The organism is Pseudomonas sp. BF-B-26, assembly GCF_019956495.1.
In the GTDB taxonomy this organism is placed as follows: domain Bacteria; phylum Pseudomonadota; class Gammaproteobacteria; order Pseudomonadales; family Pseudomonadaceae; genus Aquipseudomonas.
Map to the genome: position 1 here is coordinate 59,672 of NZ_JAHBDP010000011.1, position 26,097 is coordinate 85,768.

The window sequence follows — 26,097 nt, forward strand, 5'->3', positions numbered from 1 at the left end:
AATGTGAAAACAATGTGGTTTTTTCAGGCCGTTTAGCGATTGGTTCAGTTTTTTTGATGCAGGTCATGGAAATGGTCGGTGTTCCGCCGTTGGCCACCAATGGTTGGTCATTGAAGCTGAGACGGAATTTCGGCAAGCTCGGCTTTTTCTCGCCGAGTCCTTTATGCACGCCGATGATGATGGTCCGCTGCAAACCCTGGCCACGGGCGACACGGTGATGCGTTATCACTTGCGCTGGAAACACCGGGACCTGGATGGGGTGATGGCGCTCTATCATCCAGAGATCCAGTACAGCGATTTTTTCCAGAACCGTGTGATGGGGCTGTCCGAATTACGTGAATATGTGCGCAACAGCATGCCCCGCGATCCCGATGAGGCCCTGGAGCACTCGGACCGTATTCGTCTGGACGGCAACACGGCGTTCATTCAGTACCGTATAACCCTGCGCGGCGGTGAAGGCCTGGTGTCATTCAGGGCCAGCGAGGCGATTACCGTACGTGACGGACTGATCTGGCGGGTCAACGAATACGCCTCGCTGGTGCATGAACAGCCCTCCAGCAAAGCCGCCAGCAGCCAACGCCCGGCGGTCAGTCGGCTCGGGCTGTCTGCACGCCAACTGAGTTTCATGGCTGAAGACTTGCAGCAATATTTTCAGCGCCAACAACCTTATCTCGATCCCGAACTCGACCTGCAACGGGTGGCGAAGGAGTGCGGGTACAGCCGCAATCAGATTTCCTATCTGCTGAATCAGGTGCTTGGCCAGAGCTTCTACCGATACGTCAACCAGGCGCGCCTGCAGCATTTGCTCACGGCACTGGATAACGCCACGCCGCCACTGCGTATCGACGAACTGGCGTTTGCCGCCGGGTTCAATTCGTTGTCGGCGTTTTACAGCTGCTTCCGTCAGCACACCGGCCAGTCGCCCAAGGCCTACGTAAAACAAATTTCTTTGCGTGCACGCGCGCAAGACAGCCTCTGAGTCCACGCACTAGGATCGACGCCATCGAAGTTTGAGTGGCGGAGTCTTGCATGTCGGCGTGGCGCACTATCAGTTTGTGGATGGATCAACTCGACGAGCCATTATTGGCGCGTCCGGCGCTGGAACAGGATCTGGACGTCGACGTCGCCATCATTGGCGCCGGATACACCGGCCTCTGGACCGCGTACTACCTCAAACGCCAGGCGCCCGACCTGAGCATTGCCATCGTTGAAGCGCAAACCGCCGGTTTTGGCGCCTCGGGGCGTAACGGCGGCTGGCTGATGGGCAATGTGCTGGGCGAAGACCGCTTGCTTGCCGACTTGCCGCCCGAACAGCGCCGGGCTTCTTTCGATTTGCTGCACGGCATTCCGGATGAAGTCGGGATCATCCTTGAGCGTGAAGACATCAGCTGCGATTACCGCAAAGGCGGGGCGCTGTATTGCGCTGCCCGCTATCCGGAACAGGAAGCCAGCCTTCGGCACTATCTCGACACGCTCTATCGCCAGGGATTGACCGAAAGCGATTACCGCTGGCTAAACCCCGAGCAGTTGGCGCAACAGATCAGAGTCGCCAAACCTTATGGCGGTATCTATGCACCGCACGTTGCGACCCTTCACCCGGCAAAGTTGGTGCGAGGTCTGGCTCGGACGGTGGAGAAAATGGGCATCAGGATTTACGAGAACAGCCCGGTCACCCAATGGCAATCGGGTGGCCTGCACACGGCGAAAGCCTCGGTTCGCAGCCGTTGGATCGTGCCGGCGGTCGAAGGTTACTCAGTCACCTTGCCACCGTTGGGGCGTTATCAGCTGCCGGTGCAAAGCTTGATAGTGGCCACCGAGCCGTTATCCGCTGCCACGTGGGATGAAATCGGCCTGAGTCGCGGCCAGGCCTTCAGCGAAAACAGTCGCCAGGTCACTTACGGTCAGCGCACGGCTGACAACCGGTTGGTGTTCGGCGCTCGGGGCGGTTATCAGTTTGCTGCCAAGTTGCGCCATGACTTCGACTTGACCACCAGCGAAGTAGAGCTGCGGCGTTATCTGTTTGGCGAACTCTTCCCGCAGCTCAAGAACGTGCAGATTACCCATGCCTGGGGCGGCAATCTGGGAATGTCCCGGCGTTTCAAGCCGCACATGCTGTGCGATCAGGCCAGCGGCATCGCCTTGTCGGGAGGCTATGGCGGGGAGGGCGTCGGTGCCAGCAACCTGGGTGGCCGGACGCTGGCCGACCTGATTCTGCAGCGCGACACCGAGCTGGTTCGCCAGCCGTGGGTCATCCAGGGAGGGCTCGACGCGCTCCGGGCCTGGGAGCCGGAGCCCTGCCGCTGGCTTGGTTACAACGCGATCATCCGCAGCTTCGTCCATGAAGACCAGACCCTGGCCAACCCGGCCACAGCACCCTGGCGTCGCAAACTGGCCACCGGTATTGCCGGCTTCATGGAAGGATTCATGCAGTAAACAGTGCGTTCTTCATCTACAGGCTCAATCGACAGGTACTCCCATGAGCATCACGCAATTCAAGAACACCGCAACCCTGGAGCTGGAAGCGTCGAATCCGGTCGCCGTACCACTGGGCTTGCCCGTGGCAGTGGCCTCGACTTCCAGCGTTGAACGCGACGATGGCGTCGAAACCGGCGTCTGGGAATGCACGCCCGGCCGCTGGCGACGGCAGATCGTCGCCCAGGAGTTCTGTCACTTCATCCAGGGGCGCTGCACATTTACCCCCGATGACGGTGAAACCCTGCACATAGAAGCCGGCGATGCACTGATGTTGCCAGCCAACAGCCTCGGTATCTGGGATATCCAGGAAACCGTGCGCAAGACCTACGTTTTGATTTTTTGATCCTCTGATTGCCTGCCAACAACAACAAACCCATCAGGAATCGACTCATGATCCGAAAGACACTGACTCTGGCTCCCCTTGCGCTTTTCGCGACCCTCGGCCATGCGGCCGAAACCGTCAAGATCTACAACTGGTCGGAATACATCGCCCCGGACACCACCAAAAACTTCCAGAAAGAAACCGGCATCGCGTTCAGCTACGATGTCTTCGACAGCAATGAAACCCTCGACGGAAAATTGATGACCGGCAAATCCGGCTACGACGTGGTGTTTCCGTCCAACCACTTCATGGCGCGGCAGATTCAAGGCGTGGCGCTGAAGAAGCTCGACAAGAGCCAACTGCCGAACTGGAAAAATCTCAACCCGGCGCTGCTCAAGGCCTTGCAAACCAATGACCCCGGCAACGAACACGGCTTCCCGTACCTCTGGGGCAGCACCGGCATCGGTTACAACATCGCCAAGGTCAAGGCTGTGTTGGGTGATAACGCGCCAGTGGATTCCTGGGACCTGATTTTCAAACCCGAAAACATGCAAAAGCTGCAGAAGTGCGGCGTGGCCATCCTCGATAACGGGCCCGAACTGTTGCCGGCGGCCCTGAACTACCTGGGCCTGCCGCATCACAGCAAAAACCCGGAAGACTACAAAAAGGCTGAAGCGCTGCTGATGAAAGTCCGCCCGTATGTCAGCTACTTCCACTCGTCCAAGTACACCAGCGACCTGGCTAACGGCGACATCTGCGTGGCCGTCGGCTTCTCCGGTGACATTCTGCAAGCTGAAAACCGCGCGAAAGAAGCCAGGAACGGCGTCGACATCGGCTATTCGATTCCCAAGGAAGGCGCCGCGATCTGGTTCGACATGGTCGCCATGCCGGTAGACGCCCCGGACGAAAAGGCCGGCTATGCCTTCATGAACTACCTGCTGCGCCCGGACGTCATGGCCAGCATCAGCAACTACGTGCACTACGCCAACGGTAACGAGCAAGCCGACAGCCTCATCGACCCGGCGATCAAGAATGACACCAAGGTCTACCCGAGCCCGGACATGATGGGGAAATTGTTTGCGCTGGAGGCGATGCCGCTGAACATTGACCGGGTTCGGACGCGGGTTTGGAACAAGATTCGGACGGGGAGTTGAAGCATTAGAAGTGTTCAGAACGGAAGCGCTAGCTTCCGTTCATGGAAACCGAGCTGCCTGATATCACGAAAAAGTATAACTAACTGTCATTTATGACAGTCACAAAGCTCTCGTGCGATTGGTTCAATGCTTTGACGGCTGATGGTCGTCAGGGAGGACTGATTTTTAATCGAGGATTTGTTATGTCTACGCAAACGGATGTCATGAAGGGGACGGTCACCGAAGAGGGTGCCGAAGAGATCGAATATCTGGCTACGCACGTGGGTAGGGCAGAACCGCAAGGCCAACTCCATGTTTGGGGAATAATGGTTGACGGGGAGCAAGGAGAGGTGCCCGGGGCCGGCAAATCAATTAGTTTTACTCTTGATAACAATGACTTACCTGGCGGCACATACGATGTGAACAGCCGTGAGGTAGTAAGCGCATCCTACATCATTCAACCTTTTTGTCCCGTTTTTGAAGCAGAGAAGGGGTTCATCGAGATTGAGAGGCACACTGGCGAACCACTTCGCATTAACGGGCGCATGGCGTTTCGCGCGAGAGCCAAGAACGGCAGGTACGTTGATGTCAATGTGGTGTATGCGATAGAAGGCATCGATGTGCCGCCTGGACGCAAAAAGCTTCAGGATTGATCTATCAGTGGAGAGCGGCGGGATTTATCTGGTCGGTAATTCCTTCCGCGACCTTGTTACACGCAGTACTCACCAAACGTTTAATTGATTGATGGCAATGCGATGGCACCCATATTAATAAGTTCAGAAAAGTGAGACTCCATCGACAAAAAGAAACTTACCTCTATTTAATAATTAAATAACAAATCGTCAGACAATTTGCGCAAATCGCCATCTAACAAACAATATTTCGACAGCACAGGCATTGTTTCCGGGTACTTGCAGGAACAACTCAATTTGACGTCAAAAAAAATGTAGACGTTTGATTTCAAATTGTGTCAGTTTTCTTTCGCCTTCATTGGGCGAGTGATAGGACGATCTCGCCAGAGATCGTTGCTGTCTGACAAAAAACTGTTCCATAGCTAAACAAGGAAGTGTGTTTATGTCGAAAGTAAAAGACAACGCTATTGATACCGCCGCACAGGCGTTCCAGCCACTGCAAGCATTGGCTGCATCCAGTTCTGCGTTCAACCAGATCAATAGCTTCAGCCATCAGTATGATCGGGGCGGTAACCTCACGGTCAATGGCAAACCCTCCTTCTCCGTCGACCAGGCAGCGACCCAGTTGCTGCGCGATGGTGCTGCCTACCAGGACAAGGACGGCAGCGGCAAAATCGAACTCACCTACACGTTCCTGACCTCTGCGTCGTCGAGCACCATGAACAAGCACGGGATTACCGGGTTCAGCCAGTTCAGCGCTCAGCAGAAAGGCCAGGCCGTGCTGGCCATGCAATCCTGGGCCGACGTGGCCAATGTCACGTTCACCGACAAGGCCACGGGTGGCGACGGTCACATGACCTTCGGCAACTACAGCGGCGGCCAGGATGGCGCGGCGGCCTTCGCCTATCTGCCGGGTACGGGCGCAGGTTACGACGGTACTTCCTGGTACCTGACCAACAGCAGCTACACGCCAAACAAAACGCCGGACCTGAACAATTACGGCCGACAAACCCTGACCCACGAAATCGGTCACACCCTGGGCCTTGCCCATCCTGGCGACTACAACGCCGGCGAGGGTGCTCCGACCTACAACGACGCGTCCTACGGGCAAGACACCCGCGGTTACAGCGTCATGAGCTACTGGAGTGAAAGCAATACCAGCCAGAACTTCAGCAAGGGCGGTGTCGAAGCTTATTCGTCCGGTCCGCTGATGGACGATATCGCGGCCATCCAAAAGCTCTACGGCGCCAACACCACCACCCGTACCGGTGACACCACTTACGGCTTCAACGCCAACGCCGGGCGCGACTTCCTGAGCGCGACTTCGTCGTCGGACAAGGTTGTGTTTTCGGTATGGGATGCGGGCGGCAAGGACACCCTGGACTTCTCCGGTTTCACCCAAAACCAGAAGATCAACCTCAATGAGGCCTCGTTCTCCGACGTTGGCGGCATGGTGGGTAACGTGTCCATCGCCAAGGGCGTCACCATCGAAAACGCTATCGGCGGTTCGGGCAGCGACCTGCTGATCGGCAACAGCGTGTCCAACGAACTGAAGGGCGGTGCCGGCAACGACATCCTCTTCGGCGCGGGCGGCGCAGACAAGCTGTGGGGTGGCGCCGGTTCGGACACCTTCGTGTTCGCCGCCAGCAGCGATTCCAAACCCGGTGCTATCGATCAGATCCTCGATTTTGTCAGCGGCCTGGACAAGATCGACCTGACCGGCATCACCAACGGCGCTGGCCTGCATTTCGTGAACGCGTTCACCGGTGCGGCAGGCGATGCGGTGTTGACCTCTTCGGGCGGCAATAGCCTGTTGTCAGTGGACTTCTCCGGGCATGGGGTGGCTGATTTCCTGGTCAGCACCGTGGGCCAGGCGGCTTACTCCGACATCGCTGCGTGATGTGAGGTGAAAAGGAGAGCGGCGCAGACGCGCTGCTCTCTGCCCCTTGATTGGAGTAACGCGCCTTATGATCCATAACCGCTTCACCTGCAGAACAACCGCGTGGCTATTGGCGACGTTCATGATGATTTTTGGAGATGTAGCCATGGCGAGCAGCCTGAAATTAGCAGACCCCTCGGAACTGGCCGGCAAATGGCAGGCGACCCTGATCGCCAAAGATGACTCGCCAGAGTCCCAGGCGTTGCAGGACAAACCGTCCAACGTCTGTGTCATCGACTTTCAACCGAAACAGACACTGGGCGAGGGCGCCGATTGTCTCAGCGCCTGGCTGGATGGTGAATCTGCGATTGGCTGGTTCCCTGAGCCGGATGGCCTGGCGATCACCGGCAAAGAAGGTTCGAAGATTCTATTTCTCAGCCGCCAACGCGACGGATCGTATAAAGCCACATTGAAATCCGATCTGGTCATAACACTTGTGCGCCAGGTGCAATAACACAATTCGAATAGAGCGCTAGTCATTGCGGGCATAAGCACAACACAACTAGTGGAAGCGCTCTGTCGCCCACGAAAAGTTGTTATTAGTTTGTAAGCGCTATCGCAAGGCCTATATCCGCCCCTGCGCGGACAGTTAATGGAAACTTCGCCAGAAAAGGGCGTGGAATAACACCTCAGGAATAACCCATGAAGATGGCAAAGAGCCCGGCCACCGCACCTTTATTCAAAGCGCTGGGCGACTACAAGAGCATCCTGGTCAGCGTCGGTAGTTTTACCGCGTTAATTAACGTGCTGATGCTGGTCCCGTCGATTTACATGCTTCAGGTCTACGACCGCGTGCTGTCGTCGCAAAATGAAACCACCCTGGCGATGCTGTCGTTGATGGTGGTCGGGTTCTTTGCCTTCATCGGTTTGCTTGAGATCGTGCGCAGCTTCATCGTGATCCGCATCGGCAGCCAACTGGAGCGCCGCTTCAACCTGCGGGTTTATCAGGCCGCATTCGAGCGCAACCTGTTTCGGGGCGAGGGCAACGCCGGGCAAGCCTTGGGGGACCTGACGCAAATTCGCCAATTCGTCACGGGGCCTGCGCTGTTTGCCTTCTTCGATGCGCCGTGGTTTCCGGTCTATCTGTTCGTGATCTACCTGTTCAATGTCTGGCTTGGCGTGTTTGCGACGGTGGGCACGGTGCTGTTGATCGGCCTGGCTTGCCTCAACGAGACAATGACCAAAAAGCCCTTGGGCGAAGCCGCAGGGTTTTCCCAGAAATCCAGCCAACTGGCCACCAGTCACCTGCACAACGCCGAAACCATTCAGGCCATGGGTATGCTCGGGGCGTTGCGTACACGCTGGTTCCAGGTCCATTCACGTTTCCTCGGCTTGCAGAACCAGGCCAGCGACACCGGTGCCGTCATCAGCTCCCTGAGCAAAACCCTGCGCCTGTGCCTGCAATCGTTGGTGCTGGGGCTGGGGGCATTGCTGGTGATCAAGGGGGATATGACGGCCGGGATGATGATCGCCGGTTCCATTCTGATGGGTCGCGTCCTGAGCCCCATCGATCAGTTGATCGCCGTGTGGAAGCAGTGGAGCGGCGCCAAGCTCGCTTACCGTCGTCTTGATTCGTTGCTGCAAGCCTTTCCACCGAGTGACGAAGCCATGGCGCTGCCGGCGCCGAAGGGGCAGATCAGCTTCGAACAGGTCAGTGCCGCGCCGCCGGGGCAACGGGGCGCCACGCTGCATTTGGTCAATTTCAGCCTCGGTGCCGGGGAAGTGCTCGGCGTGCTCGGGGCCTCCGGTTCTGGCAAATCGACATTGGCCCGGGTGCTGGTCGGCGTCTGGCCGACGCTGGGCGGGACGGTGCGGCTCGACGGCGCGGACATTCATCGCTGGAACCGCGACGATCTGGGTCCCTACATCGGTTATCTGCCGCAAGACATCGAGCTGTTCAGCGGCAGCATCGCCGAAAACATCGCCCGGTTCAGCGAGGCGGACCCGCAAAAAATCGTTGAAGCCGCGCAGCAGGCCGGCGTTCACGAACTGATTCTGCGCATGCCGCAAGGCTACGACACCGTGCTCGGCGAGGACGGCAGCGGTTTGTCCGGGGGGCAGAAGCAGCGTGTGGCACTGGCGCGGGCGTTGTACGGCAACCCGCGCCTGGTGGTGCTGGACGAACCCAATTCCAACCTCGACACCGTGGGCGAAGCCGCATTGGCCAGCGCCATTGCGCAAATGAAAGCCCAAGGCACCAGCGTGATTCTGGTGACCCATCGCTCCTCGGCACTGGCCCAGGCCGACAAGCTGCTGGTGCTCAACGAAGGGCGCCTGCAAGCCTTCGGTGCAAGCCAGGACGTGCTCAAGGCACTCGCGGCCAATCAGGAGCAGCAGCGGGAGAAAACCGCGCAAGCACCGGGCGGGCTCAGCATGAGCCGGCAGTATCAGCCCTCGACAAGGAATTCGGGCGTATGAGCAACATCAGCGAAGCCACCATGGAACACGACTACATCGCAGAACGCCCTGAGCGCGACGCGCGTTTCTTCGTCCGAATGGGCTGGATTCTGGCGATCGTCGGCGCCGGCAGTTTCTTCACCTGGGCCAGTCTTGCGCCGCTTGACCAAGGCATTCCCGTGCAAGGCACGGTCGTGGTGTCGGGCAAGCGCAAAGCCGTGCAATCGATGAGCAGTGGCGTGGTCAGCCAGATTCTGGTGCGCGAGGGTCAAGTGGTGATGCAGGGCCAGCCATTGTTCCAGCTCGACCAGACCCAAGTCGCGGCTGACGTGCAATCGCTGCAAGCGCAATACCGCATGGCCTGGGCCAGTCTGGCGCGGTGGCAGAGTGAACGGGACAACCTCAAACAGGTGAGTTTCCCCGCTGAACTGAGCAACAATCCTGACCCGCGCCTGGCCTTGGTGCTGGAAGGTCAACGGCAGTTGTTCAGCAGCCGCCGTGAAGCGTTTTCCCGCGAACAGGCTGCCTTGCGCGCCAGTATCGAAGGCGCCAGTGCGCAACTGGCCGGCATGCGCCGCGCCCGCACGGACTTGACTGCCCAGGCCAGTTCTCTGCAACAACAGCTGAGCAACCTTCAGCCCCTGGCGGATAACGGCTATATCCCGCGCAATCGGTTGATGGAGTACCAGCGTCAGCTGTCACAGGTTCAGCAACAATTGGCGGAAAACAGCGGCGACAGCGGCCGCGTGGAGCAGGGCATCCTCGAATCGCGGCTGAAACTGCAACAGCACGTCGAGGAATACCAGAAAGAGGTCCGCACCCAACTGGCCGATGCGCAATTGAAAAGCGTGACGCTGGAAGAGCAACTGACTTCCGCCGGGTTCGATCTGCAACACAGCGAGATCATCGCCACCGCCGATGGCATTGCGGTCAACCTCGGTGTTCACACCGTCGGCGCGGTGGTGCGTCAGGGCGAAACCCTGCTGGAGATCGTGCCTCAGGGGACAAGCCTGGAGGTGGAAGGGCACCTGCCGGTCAACCTGGTCGACAAGGTCGGCACGCACTTGCCGGTGGACATCTTGTTCACCGCGTTCAACCAGAGCCGCACGCCACGGGTGCCCGGCGAAGTCAGCCTGATCTCCGCCGACCAGATGATCGACGAGAAAACCGGTGCGCCGTATTACGTCCTGCGCAGCAGCGTCAGCGATCAGGCCATGGAAAAACTCAACGGTCTGGTGATCAAGCCTGGCATGCCGGCGGAAATGTTCGTGCGCACCGGTGAACGTTCACTCCTCAACTATTTGTTCAAACCGCTGCTCGACCGGGCAGGTTCCGCGTTGACTGAGGAATAAGGATGTTCCGCTGTATGAATAAGCTTTCCATGCTCGCAGCGACCCTGGCGTTGCTGACCTGCAACAGTGTGCTGGCGATGGGACCGTTCGACATCTACGAACAAGCATTGCGCAATGATCCGGTGTTTCTCGGCGCCATCAAGGAACGCGATGCCGGCCTTGAAAACCGCGTCATTGGCCGCGCCGGACTGTTGCCCAGGATCGGTTACAACTACAACAAGGGGCGCAACTCCTCCAAGGCCACCGCCCTCAATGAGCGCGGGCAAAACCGCACCGATGACCGCAACTACAGCAGTTACGGCTCGACCCTGACGCTGCAACAACCGCTGCTCGACTACGAGGCTTACGCGTCGTACCGCAAAGGCGTGGCGCAATCGCTGTTTGCCGACGAAGCCTTTCGCGGCAAGAGCCAGGAATTGCTGGTTCGGGTACTGGAGCATTACACCCAGGCGCTGTTCGCTCAGGATCAGATCGACATCGCGCAAGCCAAGAAAAAGGCTTTCGAGCAACAGTTCCAGCAGAACGAACACATGTTCCGGCAGGGCGAGGGCACGCGTACCGACATCCTTGAGGCCGAGTCCCGCTATGAACTGGCCACGGCCGAGGAAATCGAAGCCCGTGATGAGCAGGACGCATCGTTACGAGAGCTGGGCGCGCTGATTGGCGTGCCGGCGATCAACATCGGGGATTTGGCGCCGCTGGATCAGAGCTTCCAGACCTTCACTCTGCAGCCGGCCAATTACGACACCTGGTATGAGATGGCCGTGGCCAACAACCCGAACCTGGCTTCGCAGCGCCATGCCGTGGAAGTCGCACGTTATGAAGTCGAACGCAACCGCGCCGGGCACCTGCCCAAAGTCAGCGCCTACGCCTCGATGCGCCAGAACGAGTCGGAAAGCGGCAACACCTACAACCAGCGTTACGACACCAACACCATCGGGATTGAAGTCAGCGTGCCGTTGTACGCCGGCGGCGGGGTCTCGGCCTCGACTCGCCAGGCCAGCCGCACCATGGAGCAGGCCGAGTACGAACTGGACGGCAAAACCCGGCAAACGTTGATTGAACTGCGTCGCCAGTTCAGCGCCTGCCTGTCGGGCGTGAACAAGTTGCGCGCTTATCAGAAAGCCCTGACGTCTGCCGAAGCGCTGGTGGTTTCGACCAAGCAAAGCATTTTGGGCGGTGAGCGCGTCAACCTCGATGCATTGAATGCAGAACAACAACTATTTACCACCCGCCGCGATCTGGCACAGGCACGCTACGACTACTTGATGGCCTGGACCAAGCTGCATTACTACGCCGGGACGTTAAATGAGCAGGATTTGGCCAAGGTTGACGAGGCGTTCGGCCAAGGTCCGAGAACGCAATAAATGCCCCAAAAAAAACAAAAAAAGCGAGAAGTGAACATGGACGTACAGATCAAGCCAATGTCGGTCGGCACGCTATTACTCCTGGTGTCAGCAATGCCGGTCTCGGTGCAAGCCGCTTACCTGGAAACCGGCACACCCGGTGATGCCGCCAGTTGGCGCACGGCGGAGTTCCAGCGCGACTGGGGACTCGCCCGTATGCAAGCCGATCAAGCCTACGCCGCCGGCATCACGGGCAAAGGCGTGAAAATCGGCGAGCTCGATTCAGGCTTCGATGCTGCCCATCCCGAATTCGCTACCGACCGTTACCACGGGGTGACCGCCAGCGGCAGCTACGTTGACGGCTCCCGGTTCAATGTCGACGGCACACTCAACGCCAACAACGACTCCCATGGCACGCACGTCGCCGGCACTATCGGTGCCTCGCGCGACGGCACCGGCATGCACGGCGTGGCCTACAACGCGCAGGTCTATGTTGGCAACACCAACAAGAACGACAGCTTCCTGTTCGGCCCCAACCCTGATCCACGCTACTTCAAAGCGGTCTATAACGCGTTGGCGGATGCCGGTGTGCGAGCGATCAACAACAGCTGGGGCAGCCAGCCACCGGATGTCAGCTATCGGACCCTCGACGATCTGCAGGCGGCCTACGCCCAGCACTGGAACAAAGGCACCTGGATCGACGAGGCCGCAGGCGTTTCCCGGCGCGGCGTGATCAACGTGTTCAGCGCCGGTAACAGCGGTTACCCCAACGCCAGCGTGCGTTCAGCCTTGCCGTATTTTGAGCCGGACCTGGAAGGCCACTGGCTGGCGGTGTCGGGGCTGGATCAAAGCAACCAACAAAAATACAACCAGTGCGGGATCGCCAAGTATTGGTGCATCACCACGCCCGGCGCGAAGATCGACAGCACCATTCCCGGCGCAGGCTATGCGATCAAGTCCGGCACTTCCATGTCCGCGCCGCATGCCACCGGTGCCTTGGCGCTGGTGATGGAACGCTATCCGTACATGAACAACCAGCAGGCGCTGGAAACCCTGCTGACCACCGCCACCCAACTCGACGGTTCGATCACCGAGGCGCCGAATACCCGCGTCGGCTGGGGCGTGGCTAACCTCGAACGGGCGATGCACGGGCCGGGGCAATTGCTCGGGCGTTTCGACGCCAATCTGGGGGCAGGGCAGAACGATGTCTGGAGCAATGACATCACCGACAAGGCGCTGATTCAGCGCCAGAGCGAAGACGCGGCGGAACACAGTGCCTGGCAACAGACACTGAAAACCAAAGGTTGGGAGAACGGTGTACCGGTCGGTGCCAGCCAGCAGGATCGGACCGACTATGCGGTGGGCACGGCCCGGGATCTCGCCGCCGCCACTCGGGTCTACGAAGGCAGCCTGATCAAGTCCGGTGCCGGACGCCTGATGCTGACCGGCAACAGCACTTATCGCGGGCCGACCACGGTGAATGGCGGTCTGCTGTCAGTCAACGGTTCGCTGGCATCGCAAGTGACCGTCAATGACAGCGGCACGCTGGGCGGATCGGGACGCATCGGTGCACTGACCGCCAACCGCGGCGCTACGGTTGCCCCCGGCAATTCCATTGGCACCTTGCAGGTCAGCGGCGACGTCACGTTTGCGCCGGGTTCGACCTATGCGGTGGAGCTATCGCCGACCGATAGCGACCGGATCGTCGCGGGCGGCACGGCCACGGTCAGTGGCGCGACCGTCAGCCTGTCACTGGAAAACAGTCTGACCTTGCTCAGCACTCAACAAGTGCAAAGCCTGCTCGGTCATCAGTACAACATCCTGCAAGCGGCCGGCGGCGTTCAAGGTCAGTTCGGCGCGGTGCTGCCCAACTACCTGTTCATCGGCGGCAGCCTCGATTACGCCGCCACGGGTGTTCAACTGAGTGTCGAGCGCAACGACACGACCTTCACCAGTGTCGGCCAAACGCCCAACCAGCGCGCCGTAGCCTCCGCCGCTGAAGGGCTTGGGGCGGGCAATCCGGTTTACGAAAGCCTGCTGCTGTCGCCCACCGCGATGTCCGCCCAACAGTCGTTTCAGCAGTTGTCGGGGGAAATCTATCCGGCGCTGGGTTCGGTACTGATCAACGACAGCCGCTACCTGCGTGATGCGATTGGCGAGCGGCTGATTGACGCCCAAGGCACTCAAAGCAATGGCTGGATCAAAGCGCTGGGCGCCTGGGGCAAGACCGATGAGCGCCATGACACCGCCGGTTACACCACTTCGATTGGCGGCTTGCTCGCCGGGGTCGATGGGGCGCTCGATGAGCAAACCCGGATCGGCCTGGTCACCGGCTATAGCGACAGCTCGGTGAACATGGGCTCCGGCACTCACTCATCGGCCAAGGTCGACAGCTATCACCTGGGGGCTTATGCCGGTCGCGAGTCGGGTGCCTGGCGCCTGAGTGCCGGCGGTGCCTACAGCTGGCATCGGGCCGACGTCAAACGTGACCTGCAATACGGCGACGTCAGCGCCAAGCAGAAAGCCAAGGTCGATGCCGGGACCACCCAAGTGTTCGGTGAAGCGGCGTATCGCCTGAACCTGCAACCGCTGGCGCTCGAACCCTTCGCGAACCTGGCTTACGTGCACCTCGACACCGAAGGTTTCACCGAGAAAGGTGACGCCGCCGCACTTAAAAGCAGTGGCGACACGCGTGACGCCGTGCTCAGCACGTTGGGCGTGCGCGCATTGAAAACCGTGAACCTGTCCGGCCAGCAGAAACTGGACTTGAGCGGCAGCCTCGGCTGGCAGCACAACCTGAGCCGTACCGATTCCGAAGAGCACCTGGCGTTTGCCGGCGGCAGCACAGCGTTTTCCGTGGAGAGTTCGCCCATGGTGCGTGATGCGGCGCTGGTGGGCGCCCATGCCAGCCTGGCCCTGAGCCGGGACATCCGCTTGAACCTCGATTACACCGGCCAACTGGCCAGCCGCGAGAAAAGCCATGGCGTAGGCTTCAGCCTCAATTGGCAGTTTTAACCCTGTGAACACCAATTGTGAGAAGGGGGTTGTCGGTTAAGCGAGATCCCTTGTGGGAGCGGGCTTGCTCGCGAAGACGGCGGCACAGTCAACATTGATGTCGCCTGACACACCGCTTTCGCGAGCAAGCCCGCTCCCACAGGTCTCGCACTTCAACTGACAGGAACTGGGGCAAGCCCTATAGCCACCAGGATTTTGGCAACACAACTAAGGACGGTAGCTGGATGAATAACAAGCACAACAACCTTGCCTTGCTCTGCGCATTGGCCACCCTCGGTACCGCGCAAGCGGCGCCTTACGTGGAAAACGGTAGAGCAGGCGATCCCAACAGCTGGCGCAGCACTGAATTCAACGCTGATTGGGGCCTGGGAGCGGTCAACGCACAAACGGCCTATGCCGCCGGTTACACCGGCAAAGGCGTGAAGCTGGGGATCTTCGACCAACCGGTCTACGCCGCGCATCCGGAATTCTCCGGCCCGAACAAAGTGATCAACCTGGTCACCAGCGGCATCCGCGAATACACCGACCCGTACATCCCGGTCAAAGCCGGCGATGCGTTTCGTTATGACGGTTCGCCCACGATCGATTCCGACGGCGAGTATGGTGCCCACGGCACCCACGTTGCCGGTATCGCTGCCGGCAGTCGCGATGGCGGCCCGATGCATGGCGTGGCGTTTGGCGCGCAAATCATCAGTGCGGACAACGGAGATCCGGGCCCGGAAGACGGCATCATTCGCGGCAACGACGGTGCGGTCTACAAGGCCGGTTGGGATGCCTTGATCGCCAGCGGCGCGCGGATCATCAATAACAGTTGGGGCATCGGCATCACCGATCGCTTCGACCTCGGCGGACGCAACCCCGCCTACCCGCATTTCACCGTGCAGGACGCGCAATTGCAGTTCAACGAGATCCGTCCGTTGCTCGGGACCAAACCGGGCGGAGCCTACGATGGGGCCATCGCGGCGGCCCGCAGCGGTATCGTGACGATCTTCGCGGCCGGCAACGACTACAACCTCAACAACCCGGACGCCATTGCAGGCCTAGGCTATTTCGTCCCGGACATCGCGCCGAACTGGGTGACCGTGGCGGCGATGCAGAAAAACCCGGACCTCAATAGCCCGAACCCCTACAACATCAGCACCTTCTCATCACGCTGCGGCTACACCGCCAGCTTTTGCGTGTCCGCACCGGGCAGCAAGATCTACAGCTCGATCATCAGCGGTACCAACGCCGACAACCTGATCACCGGCTACGCCAACTACAACGGCACCTCGATGGCGGCGCCGCACGTCGCCGGTTCCATGGCTGTGCTGATGGAGCGCTTCCCGTACATGACCGGTGCCCAGGTCGCCAGCGTGTTGCGCACCACGGCCACCGACCTCGGTGCGCCAGGTGTCGATTCGCTGTACGGCTGGGGCATGATCAACCTGCGCAAAGGCATCGATGGCCCGGCTATGTTTGTCACCGAGCAAGACATTCCCGAGGAGTTCCGCATCCAGGGTGCCTACGGTTCGAGCCAGTTTGTCGCGGATTTGCCAGGCATCGGCGCAATCATCGACGCAGGCAAACCGACCGAACGCATGTGCAATGACGTGCACTGCGGCCTCGACACGTGGCGCAACGACATTTCCGGCCATGGTGGCCTGACCAAGCAAGGCATCGGCACGCTGGTCATGACTGGCGCCAACACCTACACCGGTCCGACGCTGGTCAATCAGGGCCGATTGGCAATCAACGGCTCGCTGCTCTCGGCGGTCACCGTCAACGACAGCGGGGTCCTCGGCGGTAATGGCCACATCGGCGCTTTGACCGCGAAACGCGGCGGCACCGTAGCGCCAGGCAACTCCATCGGCACCTTGCAAGTGGCGGGCGACGTGACCTTCGAACCTGGCTCGACCTATGCCGTGGAGTTATCGCCGACCAGCAGCGATCAGATCGTGGCGGGCGGTAAAGCCGTGATCGACGGTGCTACCGTCAGCCTGTCCCTGGAAAACAGCCCGACCTTGTTGACCACCCGCGAAGTGAAATCCCTGCTCGGCCATCAGTACAACATTCTGCAAGCGGCCGGCGGGATCGAAGGGCGTTTCGGCGCCGTGCTCCCGGATTATCTGTTCATCGGCGGCACACTCGACTATTCGGCCAATGGCATCCAGCTGGCGGTAGAGCGCAACGCAGCGTCCTTCGCCAGCATCGGCCAAACCCCGAATCAACGCGCCGTCGCCGCGGCCGCCGAGCAACTGGGCGCTGGCAATCCGCTCTATGAAACCTTGCTGCTTTCGCCGACCGCCGCCGTCGCGCAACAAGCCTTCCAGCAACTGTCAGGTGAGATTCACCCGGCGATCGGCACGCTGCTGATCAACGACAGCCGTTACCTGCGCGATGCCGTCGGCGAACGCCTGCGCGAGCGTGATCTGTTTAATGCCGCGGCACCCACCGATGACCGTAGCAACGCCTGGGTCAAAGTGCTTGGCGCCTGGGGCAAGAGCGATGGCGGGCATGACAACGCCAGTTCCAACAGCTCCATCGGCGGCTTGCTGGCCGGTGTCGACGGTCTGATCACTGAACATACGCGACTGGGTTTCGTGACCGGTTACAGCGACAGTTCGTTGAGCATGGGCGATGGCACGCATTCGTCAGCCTCCGTCGACAGCTACCACTTGGGCACCTATCTGGGCCATGAAATCGATGCGCTGCGTCTGAGCGTTGGCGGTGCTTACAGCTGGCACCGCATCGACGTGAAGCGTGACCTGCAATTGGGCGACGTCAGCGGCAAACAGAAATCCAAACGCGATGCGACAACCGCTCAACTGTTTACCGAAGCGGCGTATCGCCTGGACCTGCAACCGCTGGCGCTGGAACCGTTCGCCAACCTGGCTTACGTGCACCTCAACAGCGACAGCTTTACCGAGAAAGGTGATGCCGCGGCGCTCAAGGGCGGCGAAGACAACCGCGACGCCGTGCTCTCGACCCTCGGCCTGCGGGCGAGCAAAGCGATTGCCCTGTCGGACAAACAGCAGCTGGAACTGTCCGGCACGCTGGGCTGGCAGCACAACCTGAGCAACACCCGTTCCGAAGATCATCTGGCCTTCGCCAACGGCAACACCGCGTTCAGCGTGCAGAGCGTTTCCCTGGATCGCAACGCCGCCGTTGTGGGGGCGCGTGCCGGTCTGGCGGTGGCGCAGGACGTTCGTTTGAGCCTGGATTACAACGGACTGCTTGGTTCTAACGAGAAAGACCACGGTGTGGGTCTGACGCTCGACTGGCAGTTCTGATTTAACGCAAAGGAAGCAAACCTATGGGACTGTTTGATTACAAAAAGGCTGACGGCAAGGCGTTGTACTCCGATGCCATCGCGCTGACGCTATATGCGTACACGCCAACCGGTCAGCCGCTGCCGGCGACCGGTTGGGCGCCGATTGGCGCCACGCAGCTGGGTTATCAAGGCAAGGTCGGCGCACAAGGCACCTTCTATGGCGAGAAGGACGGCTTCACCAGCGCCGAAGCCGAAGTGCTCGGCAAGTACGATGCGGCGGGCAAACTGATCGGTATCGGCATTGCCTTTCGTGGTACCGGCGGCCTGGGTTACAGCGACACTTTCGGCGACATGAAAAACAACCTGCTGGCCGCCGTCGGCCCGGTGGATTACGCGACGAACTACGCGAAGAATGCCTTCGACAACTTGCTCAAGGACGTTGCCGAGTTTGCGATTTCCCATGGTCTGAACGCCAAGGACGTCATGGTCAGCGGCCATAGCCTGGGCGGGCTGGGCGTCAACAGCCTCGCCGAACTGAGTGGCAACAACTGGGGCGGTTTCTTCAAGGAGGCCAACTACGTTGCCTTCGCCTCGCCGACCCAGAGCGCTACCGGCAACAACGTGCTGAACATCGGCTACGAGAACGATCCGGTATTTCGGGTACTCGACGGCACCACGTTCAGCAGCGGTTCCCTGGGCAAGCACGACGGACACCAGGACTCGGCGACCAACAACATCGTCAACTTCAATGACCAGTACGCGTCCACCTCACAGAACCTGGTGCCGTTCAGCATCCTCAACCCGCTGAACTGGTCGGCTCACGGTTCGTTGGGTTATGCCGACGGGTTGAACCGGGTAATCGACTCGCGTTTCTACGACCTCACCGACAAGGACTCGACGCTGATCGTGTCCAACCTGGCAGAAGCGTCCCGGGGCAAGACCTGGGTCGAGGACCTTGGTCGCAGCGGCGAACCTCACACCGGCAGCACCTTCATTATCGGCACTGACAGCAACGACCTGCTCAAGGGCGGCGCCGGCAATGACTTCATCGAAGGCCGCGACGGCAATGACCGGTTCCGCGATGACGGTGGCTACAACCTCCTGCTGGGCGGCAAGGGCAGCAACACCTTCGAATTGCAGAAGCCGTTGCAGAACTTCAGCGTTGCCAATGACGGCGACGGCACGCTGTACGTGCGTGATGCCTATGGCGGCATCAGCATGACCCGCGACATCGGCGCGCTGGTCAGTAAAGAGTCGGGCTCATGGTGGGGGAGCAAGGAGGTGACTTACAGCGTCACCGCCAACGGATTGCTCAACGGCAGTGGGCTGACCCAGTACAACCACTCGCTTAACGGTGATGCCTACGGCAACACGCTGGCGGCCAGCGTCGATGGCGACTGGTTGTTCGGCAATGCCGGCGACGACCTGCTGCGCAGCGATAAAAGCCACGTGACCTTTGTCGGTGGCGCGGGCAATGACGTGATGCAGGCCTCGGGTGGCAACAACACGTTCCTGTTCAGCGGCGCTTTCGGTTTCGACGCGATCAATGGCTACCAGGGCAGCGACAAACTGCTGTTCATGGGCGTTCAGGGCGCAGGGCAGGGCTATGACTACAAACAACACGCTTCGCAGTCGGGCCAGGACACGGTGCTGAAAATTGGCGACTTTGCCGTGACGCTGGTGGGGGTGGGACTGGATAACCTGTCGGCTTCAGGCATTACGTTTGCCTGAGGCTGCATGCACTAAATGCTCCGGGGCGCCTCGTGATCGGGCGTCCTGGTTGTGAGCTATCTCTAACAATTCCAACAAAGAGAGAGGCAATACCAATGGGTGTGTACGACTACAAAAATTTCGGTACAGCTGATTCCAAAGCGTTATTTACCGACGCGATGGCAATCACGCTGTATTCCTACCACAACCTGGATAACGGCTTTGCCACTGGCTATCAGCACAACGGCTTCGGCCTTGGCTTGCCGGCGACACTGGTGACCGCACTGATCGGTGGCACCGACTCCCAGGGCGTCATTCCCGGAATCCCCTGGAACCCCGACTCGGAAAAAGCCGCACTGGACGCGGTGCAGAAAGCCGGCTGGACGCCGATCACCGCCACGCAACTGGGCTATGCCGGCAAGGTCGATGCACGGGGAACGTTCTTCGGAGAAAAGGCCGGGTACACCAGCGCTCAGGTGGAGATCCTCGGCAAGTACGACGCGCAGGGTCATCTCAGCGAAATCGGTATCGCTTTTCGCGGCACCAGCGGCCCACGAGAAAGCCAGATCAGCGACTCCATCGGCGATGTGATCAATGATCTGCTGGCGGCGTTGGGGCCAAAGGATTATGCGAAAAACTACGTCGGCGAAGCCTTCGGTAATCTGCTCGACGATGTGGCGGCCTTTGCCCGGGCCAATGGTCTGTCGGGCAAGGACGTGCTGGTCAGCGGTCACAGCCTCGGCGGGCTGGCGGTCAACAGCCTGGCGGATTTGAGCAACGACAAGTGGGCCGGGTTCTACCAGGACTCCAACTACATCGCCTACGCCTCGCCGACCCAAAGCAGCACCGATAAAGTGCTGAACGTCGGTTACGAGAACGACCCGGTGTACCGCGCCCTCGACGGTTCATCCTTTAACCTGTCGTCGGTGGGCGTTCACGATGCCGCCAAGGTCTCGGCGACCGATAACATCGTCAGCTTCAATGACCACTACGCTTCGACCGCGTGGAATGTGCTGCCATTTTCCATCCTCAACATCCCGACCTGGATCTCGCACTTGCCCACCGCCTATGGCGACGGCATGAACCGGGTGATCGAGTCGAAGTTCTACGACCTGACCAGCAAAGACTCGACGATCATCGTTGCCAATCTGTCGGACCCGGCGCGTACCAACACGTGGGTTCAGGATCTGAATCGCAACGCTGAAACCCACAAGGGCAGCACCTTCATCATCGGCAGTGACGGCAACGATCTGATCCAGGGTGGCCGGGGCAACGACTATCTGGAAGGCCGCGATGGCAACGACACCTTCCGCGACGGTGGCGGCTACAACATCCTGTTGGGCGGCAAGGGCAACAATGTGCTGGACGTGCAGCAGTCGGTGAAAAATCTCGACTTCGCCAACGACGGCGCGGGCAACCTGTACATCCGCGACGCCAATGGCGGCATCAGCATGACCCGCGATATCGGCAGCATTGTGACCCAGGAGCCGGGGTTTCTGTGGGGGCTGTTCAAGGATGACGTGATCCACAGCGTCACAGCCGACGGCCTTAAGGCGGGCACCAACCTGACTCAGTACGCGTCAACGGTGAAGGGCGGGGCCGGCACCGATACGCTCACGGCTCATGCCGGTGGTGATTGGTTGTTCGGGCTGGACGGCAACGATCATTTGCTCGGCGGCAACGGTAACGACGTGTTTGTCGGCGGTGCGGGCAATGACGTGTTGGAGTCAGGAGGCGGAATCGATACGTTCCTGTTTAGCGGCGCGTTTGGTCAGGACCGGGTGGTTGGCTACCAGGCCAGCGACAAACTGGTGTTTGTCGGGGTTCAGGGTGTGACGCCGAACGATGACTATCGGGCGCATGCCACGGCGGTGGGGCACGACACGGTGCTGACGTTTGGGGGGGATTCGGTGACGTTGGTTGGGGTTGGGCTGGATAGCTTGTCCAGTGGAGGGATTGTTATCGCCTGAGGGTGATTTACTGCCTGTAAGGGCCTCTTCGCGAGCAAGCCCGCTCCCACAGGGGATTTGTGAACGCCACAGATCCAATGTGGGAGCGGGCTTGCTCGCGAAGAACGATGACTCGGTCTTCAGTCTTCCTGACGAATCGTGCTCACATCATCGGCCTTGACCTTCACTTTCGCCCCGGAAATATCTTCGAACTCGAAGAAACCGTCCTTGGTCTTGGTTTTCGGCATGTCCTTGGTCAAATACTGGGTGCCGTTCTGCAGCGTCACAACTGTTGGCGTCGAGCAACCGGCCAGGGCCAGAAAGGCCGCTACCGCCAAGGGCAAACCCAGAGTCTTGATATTCATAACCACCTCTCATCCTTCAAAAAAAACAGCGCGACTGCCACGAACGAAATCAATCTTCGCTGTACCTCTATCGCGGTTAGGTGCAATGGAGCGGCAGAAAGTTCATAGCCACTCGAAAAATTACCGAATAACGTCGCCGCTTATCCTTTTCCGTTTGCACCAGGCGGGGCGCAGCTGGTATCTGTACGCATAACCAGTACTCGCTCGCCATGGCCCATTTTCCTGTGACTGCAAATCCTCTCGACGATCCGTTCTATTACTTGAACAACTTCATGCAAGTGCTTGATTGGCTTGAGCATCGTTATGCCGATGTGTTGAGCGTCGAAGAGCAACACTTCACCCGCGAGTTCAAGCGGTTGCCCCGTGAGTCCAGGGCACTGCTGGTCCGGATGGTGATGCGCAAGGGGATTCATTTCCGGGTGAGCAAGCTGCATTACCTCGAGATCGGTGACATCGCCATTGCCGCCGGCCCACTGCTGGCGCTGGGCTGGATCGATGAGCAATCGCCGCTGTCGATCGAAGCGCTGTTCGAGGTGCTGCTCAAGGCGGAAATTCTCCAGTGTTTTGGCACCACCATCGATCAACCCAAGGGGAAAAAGACCGATTGGCTGCCCGCACTGAGCGAACAGTTTCCCCAGGTCCAACGTTTCGGCCAGTGGTGCCCATCGCTGGATGATCGATTGTTCAGCCTGACCATCATGGGCCTGTGCGACCGGCTGCGCTTGATGTTTTTTGGCAATCTTTACCAGGACTGGTCCGAGTTCGTGCTGGCGGACCTGGGCATCTTTACCTATGAAAAAGTCGAGTTCTGCGCCGACTCCCGAGGCCTGCGCAGCCGCGACGACGTGGACGCCTGCCTCTTCCTTCATGAATGTCAGCAACATTTCGAGGCCGGCGAAGCCGTGGAAGGCATTGTCGAGCAGATCAAAGGGCGGGCGCTGAGCAATCCCTGGCTGCAAAGACGTCGCGAAAAACTGTTGTTCCAGATCGGTCAGCACTGCGAGCGTGTGGCGGATTTCTCTACCGCACTGGCGATCTACCGCGAGTGTGCCTATCCCGGCGCGCGCCTGCGGTTGATTCGCGTGTTGGAGCGCTGCGGTGAATATCAGCTGGCCATGGACCTGGCCACTGCGGTGGAGCAATCGCCGGAAAGTGCCGCCGAGCAGCAACAATTGTTGCGTGTGCTGCCCAGGCTGCGGCGCAAGTTGGGCGGTCCGGTGATAAAGCGCACGTCCCCACGGGAAATGCTGCGCCTGGACTTGCAACTGCCCAGAACCGACCCGGCGTTGTCGGTGGAAAGTTACGTTCAGGCGCATTTGACGGAAGAGTCGGCGCCGGTGCATTACGTCGAAAACAGCCTGATCAACTCGCTGTTCGGTCTGCTGTGCTGGCCGGCGATTTTCGCGCCGTTGCCGGGGGCGTTTTTCCACCCGTTCCAGCGTGGGCCGGTGGATCTGCTCAATGAAGACTTTCACGCACGCCGCGCGGAGCTGTTCCAGGGCTGCCTGGCTGAACTCGATGACGGGCGTTACCGCCAGACGATTCGCGAACGCTATGCCAGCAAGTGGGGCGTGCAGTCGCCCTTCATGTTCTGGGGGGTGCTGAGCGAAGAATTGCTCGATCAGGCACTCGATTGCCTGCCGGCCGAACACCTCAAGCACTGGTTCAATCGACTGCTGTTGGACATCAAGGCCAATCGCGCCGGCATGCCGGACCTGATCCAGTTTTGGCCCCAGGACAAAACCTACCGGATGATCGAAGTCAAAGGTCCCGGTGATCGCCTCCAAGACAATCAATTGCGCTGGCTCGAGTTCTGCCATGAGCACCAGATGCCGATTGCCGTCTGCTACGTGCAATGGGCGGAGCAGGGCGCTTGAGTTATAGCATCGCGGTGCGGGCGCTGTGTGAATTCACCGCCAAGGTCGGTGACCTCGACCTGCGTTTTACGCCTTCGCCGACGGCGCTGGAAGGGATTGTCGGGCACCGTACGGTGGCGTCCCGGCGCAGCGAGGGCTACCAGAGTGAAGTCGCGCTTGAAGGCCTGTATCAGACGTTGAAGGTAAAGGGCCGGGCTGACGGCTACGACCCCGCGCAAAACTGCCTGGAAGAAGTCAAAACCTATCGCGGCGACTTGAGCAAGCAACCGGCCAACCACCGTCAGCTGCACTGGGCGCAGGCGAAGATTTACGGCTGGTTGATGTGCCAGAAGTTGCAGCTGACGCAGATCAATCTGGCCCTGGTGTACTTCAACATCGTCAATGAAAAGGAAACCTGCCTGGTCGAGGCATTCAGCGCCGCGCAACTAAGGCTGTTCTTCGAACAACATTGCGCTTTGTTCCTGCACTGGGCAGAGCAGGAAATGGCTCATCGCGAAGGGCGTAATCGGGCGGCGCAACACCTGGCGTTTCCCCATGCCGACTTTCGACCGGGGCAACGTCATCTGGCGGAGTCGGTGTTCAAGGCGGTCAGTACCGGTCGTTGCTTGATGGCGCAGGCGCCCACGGGGATCGGCAAGACCGTCGGCACGCTGTTCCCGATGCTCAAGGCCCTGGCGCCGCAGCAACTGGACAAGGTGTTCTTCCTCACGGCGAAAACCCCGGGGCGCAAACTGGCGCTGGACGCCGCGCAAGTGATCCTCGACAGCGCCGATGCGCCACCCTTGCGGGTGCTCGATATGATCGCCCGGGACAAGGCCTGCGAGCATCCGGACAAAGCCTGTCACGGCGAATCCTGCCCGTTGGCCCAAGGGTTTTATGATCGTTTGCCCGCCGCTCGCCAGGCGGCCAGCCAATTGTCCCTGCTGAACCAGAACGCTTTGCGCGAGGTCGCCCTGCAACACGACGTCTGTCCCTACTACCTGAGCCAGGAAATGGCCCGCTGGGCAGACGTGGTAGTCGCCGATTACAACTACTACTTCGATTTCAGCGCGCTGCTGTTCGGGCTGGCCCAGGCCAATAACTGGAACGTCGCGGTGCTGGTGGACGAAGCGCACAACCTGGTGGAACGCGGCCGGCAGATGTACAGCGCCAGCCTCGACCAATCGACGCTCAACGCTGTACGAAAAACCGCTCCCGAGGCGTTGAAAAAATCCTTGCAGCGGGTCAACCGTGAGTGGAATGCCCTGCATAACCTGCAACTCGGCGCCTATCAGGCCTATGACAAGGCGCCGGAAAAACTGCTCCAGGCGTTGTCATCGTGCAGCGCGAGCATCGGCGATTACCTGAACGATCATCCGCAAGGCCTGGACGGGGCGTTACAGAACTTCTATTTCGACATGCTGCAATTTAGCCGGGTGGCTGAGCTGTTTGATGAACAGTTCCTGTTCGACATCAGCAAGCGCGACCTGGACCGTCAACGCAACCTGTCGCAGCTGTGCTTGCGCAACGTGGTGCCCGCCGGCTTCATCCGCCCACGCCTGACGGCTGCACGCAGCACCGTGCTGTTTTCCGCGACACTGAGCCCTCGCCACTACTATGCCGACCTGCTGGGTACGCCGGCGAACACGGTGTGGATAGACGTTGAATCGCCCTTTCAGGCCGATCAGCTGCAAGTACACATCGTCAGCCAGATCTCCACACGGTTTGTCCATCGCCAGTCATCCCTTGCGCCGATTGTCGAGCTGATTGCCCGGCAGTTCAGCCAGCGTCCCGGCAACTACCTGGCGTTTTTCAGCAGCTTTGATTATTTGCAGCAAGTGGCGCAGTTGCTGGCCGAGAAACATCCACATATCAATCTGTGGTCGCAGTCCCGGGGCATGGGAGAAGAGCAGCGACAGGACTTTCTCGATCAATTCACCGCCGAAAGTCAGGGTGTCGGTTTTGCGGTGTTGGGCGGGGCTTTTGGCGAGGGCATCGACTTGCCGGGCGCGCGCCTGATCGGAGCGTTTATCGCCACCCTGGGGCTGGCGCAACTCAACCCGGTCAACGAGCAGTTGAAACAGCGCATGGCAGCCATTTTCGGTGCCGGTTATGACTACACCTACCTGTTTCCCGGTGTGCAGAAAGTGGTGCAGGCGGCGGGGAGGGTGATCCGCACCCAGCAGGACCAAGGGGTGGTGATGTTGATCGATGACCGGTTTGGCGACAGCAAGGTCAAGCAGCTGCTGCCGCGCTGGTGGTCGATTGCTCCGAGGATTTTGCACACTATCGAGTAGGATTTTTTACTTTAAAAACATCGACATATCTTGAAAGACACACCCATTTGAACAAG

Annotated in this window: 17 protein-coding genes; 16 read left to right on the top strand and 1 reads right to left on the bottom strand. The window is 59.6% G+C overall.

The features are described 5' to 3' along the window. Window positions 1-163: 163 nt before the first annotated feature. The 14 genes from KGB03_RS00865 (at window position 164) to KGB03_RS00930 (ending at window position 21,544) form a co-directional block, all read left to right on the top strand. The gene (locus KGB03_RS00865; protein ID WP_218535064.1) at window positions 164-979 is read left to right on the top strand and encodes a helix-turn-helix domain-containing protein; all 816 of its coding nucleotides are present in this window, start codon (window positions 164-166) and stop codon (window positions 977-979) included. A 50-nt stretch (window positions 980-1,029) separates the two neighbouring features. Continuing rightward, a complete protein-coding gene (locus tag KGB03_RS00870) occupies window positions 1,030-2,433 on the top strand; it encodes an NAD(P)/FAD-dependent oxidoreductase (protein WP_223525893.1) in 1,404 nt (467 codons plus the stop codon). A gap of 43 nt (window positions 2,434-2,476) precedes the next feature. Further along, window positions 2,477-2,818, top strand: coding sequence for a cupin domain-containing protein (locus KGB03_RS00875; RefSeq protein ID WP_223525894.1), 342 nt, complete (start codon window positions 2,477-2,479; stop codon window positions 2,816-2,818). A gap of 47 nt (window positions 2,819-2,865) precedes the next feature. Then, window positions 2,866-3,951: a polyamine ABC transporter substrate-binding protein gene (locus KGB03_RS00880; RefSeq protein ID WP_192408490.1), complete on the top strand. Its 1,086-nt coding sequence runs from the start codon at window positions 2,866-2,868 to the stop codon at window positions 3,949-3,951. Window positions 3,952-4,133: 182 nt separating this feature from the next. After that, window positions 4,134-4,583, top strand: a complete 450-nt coding sequence (locus KGB03_RS00885; protein ID WP_223525895.1) for a hypothetical protein — start codon at window positions 4,134-4,136, stop codon at window positions 4,581-4,583. 421 nt (window positions 4,584-5,004) lie between these two features. Continuing rightward, window positions 5,005-6,462: a serralysin family metalloprotease gene (locus tag KGB03_RS00890; protein WP_223525896.1), complete on the top strand. Its 1,458-nt coding sequence runs from the start codon at window positions 5,005-5,007 to the stop codon at window positions 6,460-6,462. Between the two features lie 67 nt (window positions 6,463-6,529). Next, complete coding sequence (locus KGB03_RS00895) at window positions 6,530-6,955, top strand: AprI/Inh family metalloprotease inhibitor (RefSeq protein ID WP_111449969.1); 426 nt, start codon at window positions 6,530-6,532, stop codon at window positions 6,953-6,955. Window positions 6,956-7,143: 188 nt separating this feature from the next. Continuing rightward, window positions 7,144-8,919: a type I secretion system permease/ATPase gene (locus tag KGB03_RS00900; RefSeq protein WP_223525897.1), complete on the top strand. Its 1,776-nt coding sequence runs from the start codon at window positions 7,144-7,146 to the stop codon at window positions 8,917-8,919. Next, on the top strand, window positions 8,916-10,250 hold the full coding sequence (locus KGB03_RS00905; protein WP_223525898.1) for an HlyD family type I secretion periplasmic adaptor subunit: 1,335 nt from the start codon (window positions 8,916-8,918) through the stop codon (window positions 10,248-10,250). The genes KGB03_RS00900 and KGB03_RS00905 overlap by 4 nt, the downstream gene beginning before the upstream one ends. 2 nt (window positions 10,251-10,252) lie before the next feature. Beyond that, window positions 10,253-11,617: a TolC family outer membrane protein gene (locus KGB03_RS00910; RefSeq protein WP_223525899.1), complete on the top strand. Its 1,365-nt coding sequence runs from the start codon at window positions 10,253-10,255 to the stop codon at window positions 11,615-11,617. A 36-nt stretch (window positions 11,618-11,653) separates the two neighbouring features. Continuing rightward, complete coding sequence (locus KGB03_RS00915; RefSeq protein ID WP_223525900.1) at window positions 11,654-14,611, top strand: autotransporter serine protease; 2,958 nt, start codon at window positions 11,654-11,656, stop codon at window positions 14,609-14,611. A gap of 224 nt (window positions 14,612-14,835) precedes the next feature. Continuing rightward, a complete protein-coding gene (locus tag KGB03_RS00920) occupies window positions 14,836-17,883 on the top strand; it encodes an autotransporter serine protease (protein WP_223525901.1) in 3,048 nt (1,015 codons plus the stop codon). Between the two features lie 23 nt (window positions 17,884-17,906). Beyond that, the gene (locus tag KGB03_RS00925; RefSeq protein ID WP_218535041.1) at window positions 17,907-19,595 is read left to right on the top strand and encodes a polyurethanase; all 1,689 of its coding nucleotides are present in this window, start codon (window positions 17,907-17,909) and stop codon (window positions 19,593-19,595) included. A gap of 95 nt (window positions 19,596-19,690) precedes the next feature. Then, the gene (locus tag KGB03_RS00930) at window positions 19,691-21,544 is read left to right on the top strand and encodes a polyurethanase (protein WP_223525902.1); all 1,854 of its coding nucleotides are present in this window, start codon (window positions 19,691-19,693) and stop codon (window positions 21,542-21,544) included. A gap of 119 nt (window positions 21,545-21,663) precedes the next feature. Here the strand turns inward: KGB03_RS00930 and KGB03_RS00935 are convergent, their stop codons facing one another. Beyond that, window positions 21,664-21,888: a YgdI/YgdR family lipoprotein gene (locus KGB03_RS00935; protein ID WP_111449962.1), complete on the bottom strand. Its 225-nt coding sequence runs from the start codon at window positions 21,886-21,888 to the stop codon at window positions 21,664-21,666. Window positions 21,889-22,097: 209 nt separating this feature from the next. Between KGB03_RS00935 and KGB03_RS00940 the strand changes: the two genes are divergently transcribed. Together KGB03_RS00940 and KGB03_RS00945 are read left to right on the top strand one after the other, a co-directional pair. Next, window positions 22,098-23,765 carry a VRR-NUC domain-containing protein gene (locus KGB03_RS00940; protein ID WP_223525903.1) on the top strand — a complete coding sequence of 556 codons (1,668 nt, stop codon included), beginning with the start codon at window positions 22,098-22,100 and terminating at the stop codon, window positions 23,763-23,765. Then, complete coding sequence (locus KGB03_RS00945) at window positions 23,762-26,041, top strand: ATP-dependent DNA helicase (RefSeq protein WP_223525904.1); 2,280 nt, start codon at window positions 23,762-23,764, stop codon at window positions 26,039-26,041. Before KGB03_RS00940 ends, KGB03_RS00945 begins: the two co-directional genes overlap by 4 nt. The last annotated feature ends 56 nt before the right edge of the window (window positions 26,042-26,097 follow it).

Bases quoted from the DNA above. Each gene is read 5' to 3' on its own strand.
- KGB03_RS00885 (WP_223525895.1), top strand. From the start codon at position 4,134: ATGTCTACGCAAACGGATGTCATGAAGGGGACGGTCACCGAAGAGGGT.
- KGB03_RS00930 (WP_223525902.1), top strand. From the start codon at position 19,691: ATGGGTGTGTACGACTACAAAAATTTCGGTACAGCTGATTCCAAAGCG.
- KGB03_RS00865 (WP_218535064.1), top strand. From the start codon at position 164: ATGCACGCCGATGATGATGGTCCGCTGCAAACCCTGGCCACGGGCGAC.
- KGB03_RS00915 (WP_223525900.1), top strand. From the start codon at position 11,654: ATGGACGTACAGATCAAGCCAATGTCGGTCGGCACGCTATTACTCCTG.
- KGB03_RS00920 (WP_223525901.1), top strand. From the start codon at position 14,836: ATGAATAACAAGCACAACAACCTTGCCTTGCTCTGCGCATTGGCCACC.
- KGB03_RS00890 (WP_223525896.1), top strand. From the start codon at position 5,005: ATGTCGAAAGTAAAAGACAACGCTATTGATACCGCCGCACAGGCGTTC.
- KGB03_RS00870 (WP_223525893.1), top strand. From the start codon at position 1,030: ATGTCGGCGTGGCGCACTATCAGTTTGTGGATGGATCAACTCGACGAG.
- KGB03_RS00875 (WP_223525894.1), top strand. From the start codon at position 2,477: ATGAGCATCACGCAATTCAAGAACACCGCAACCCTGGAGCTGGAAGCG.
- KGB03_RS00910 (WP_223525899.1), top strand. From the start codon at position 10,253: ATGTTCCGCTGTATGAATAAGCTTTCCATGCTCGCAGCGACCCTGGCG.
- KGB03_RS00900 (WP_223525897.1), top strand. From the start codon at position 7,144: ATGAAGATGGCAAAGAGCCCGGCCACCGCACCTTTATTCAAAGCGCTG.
- KGB03_RS00935 (WP_111449962.1), bottom strand. From the start codon at position 21,888: ATGAATATCAAGACTCTGGGTTTGCCCTTGGCGGTAGCGGCCTTTCTG.
- KGB03_RS00880 (WP_192408490.1), top strand. From the start codon at position 2,866: ATGATCCGAAAGACACTGACTCTGGCTCCCCTTGCGCTTTTCGCGACC.
- KGB03_RS00895 (WP_111449969.1), top strand. From the start codon at position 6,530: ATGATCCATAACCGCTTCACCTGCAGAACAACCGCGTGGCTATTGGCG.
- KGB03_RS00905 (WP_223525898.1), top strand. From the start codon at position 8,916: ATGAGCAACATCAGCGAAGCCACCATGGAACACGACTACATCGCAGAA.
- KGB03_RS00940 (WP_223525903.1), top strand. From the start codon at position 22,098: ATGGCCCATTTTCCTGTGACTGCAAATCCTCTCGACGATCCGTTCTAT.
- KGB03_RS00925 (WP_218535041.1), top strand. From the start codon at position 17,907: ATGGGACTGTTTGATTACAAAAAGGCTGACGGCAAGGCGTTGTACTCC.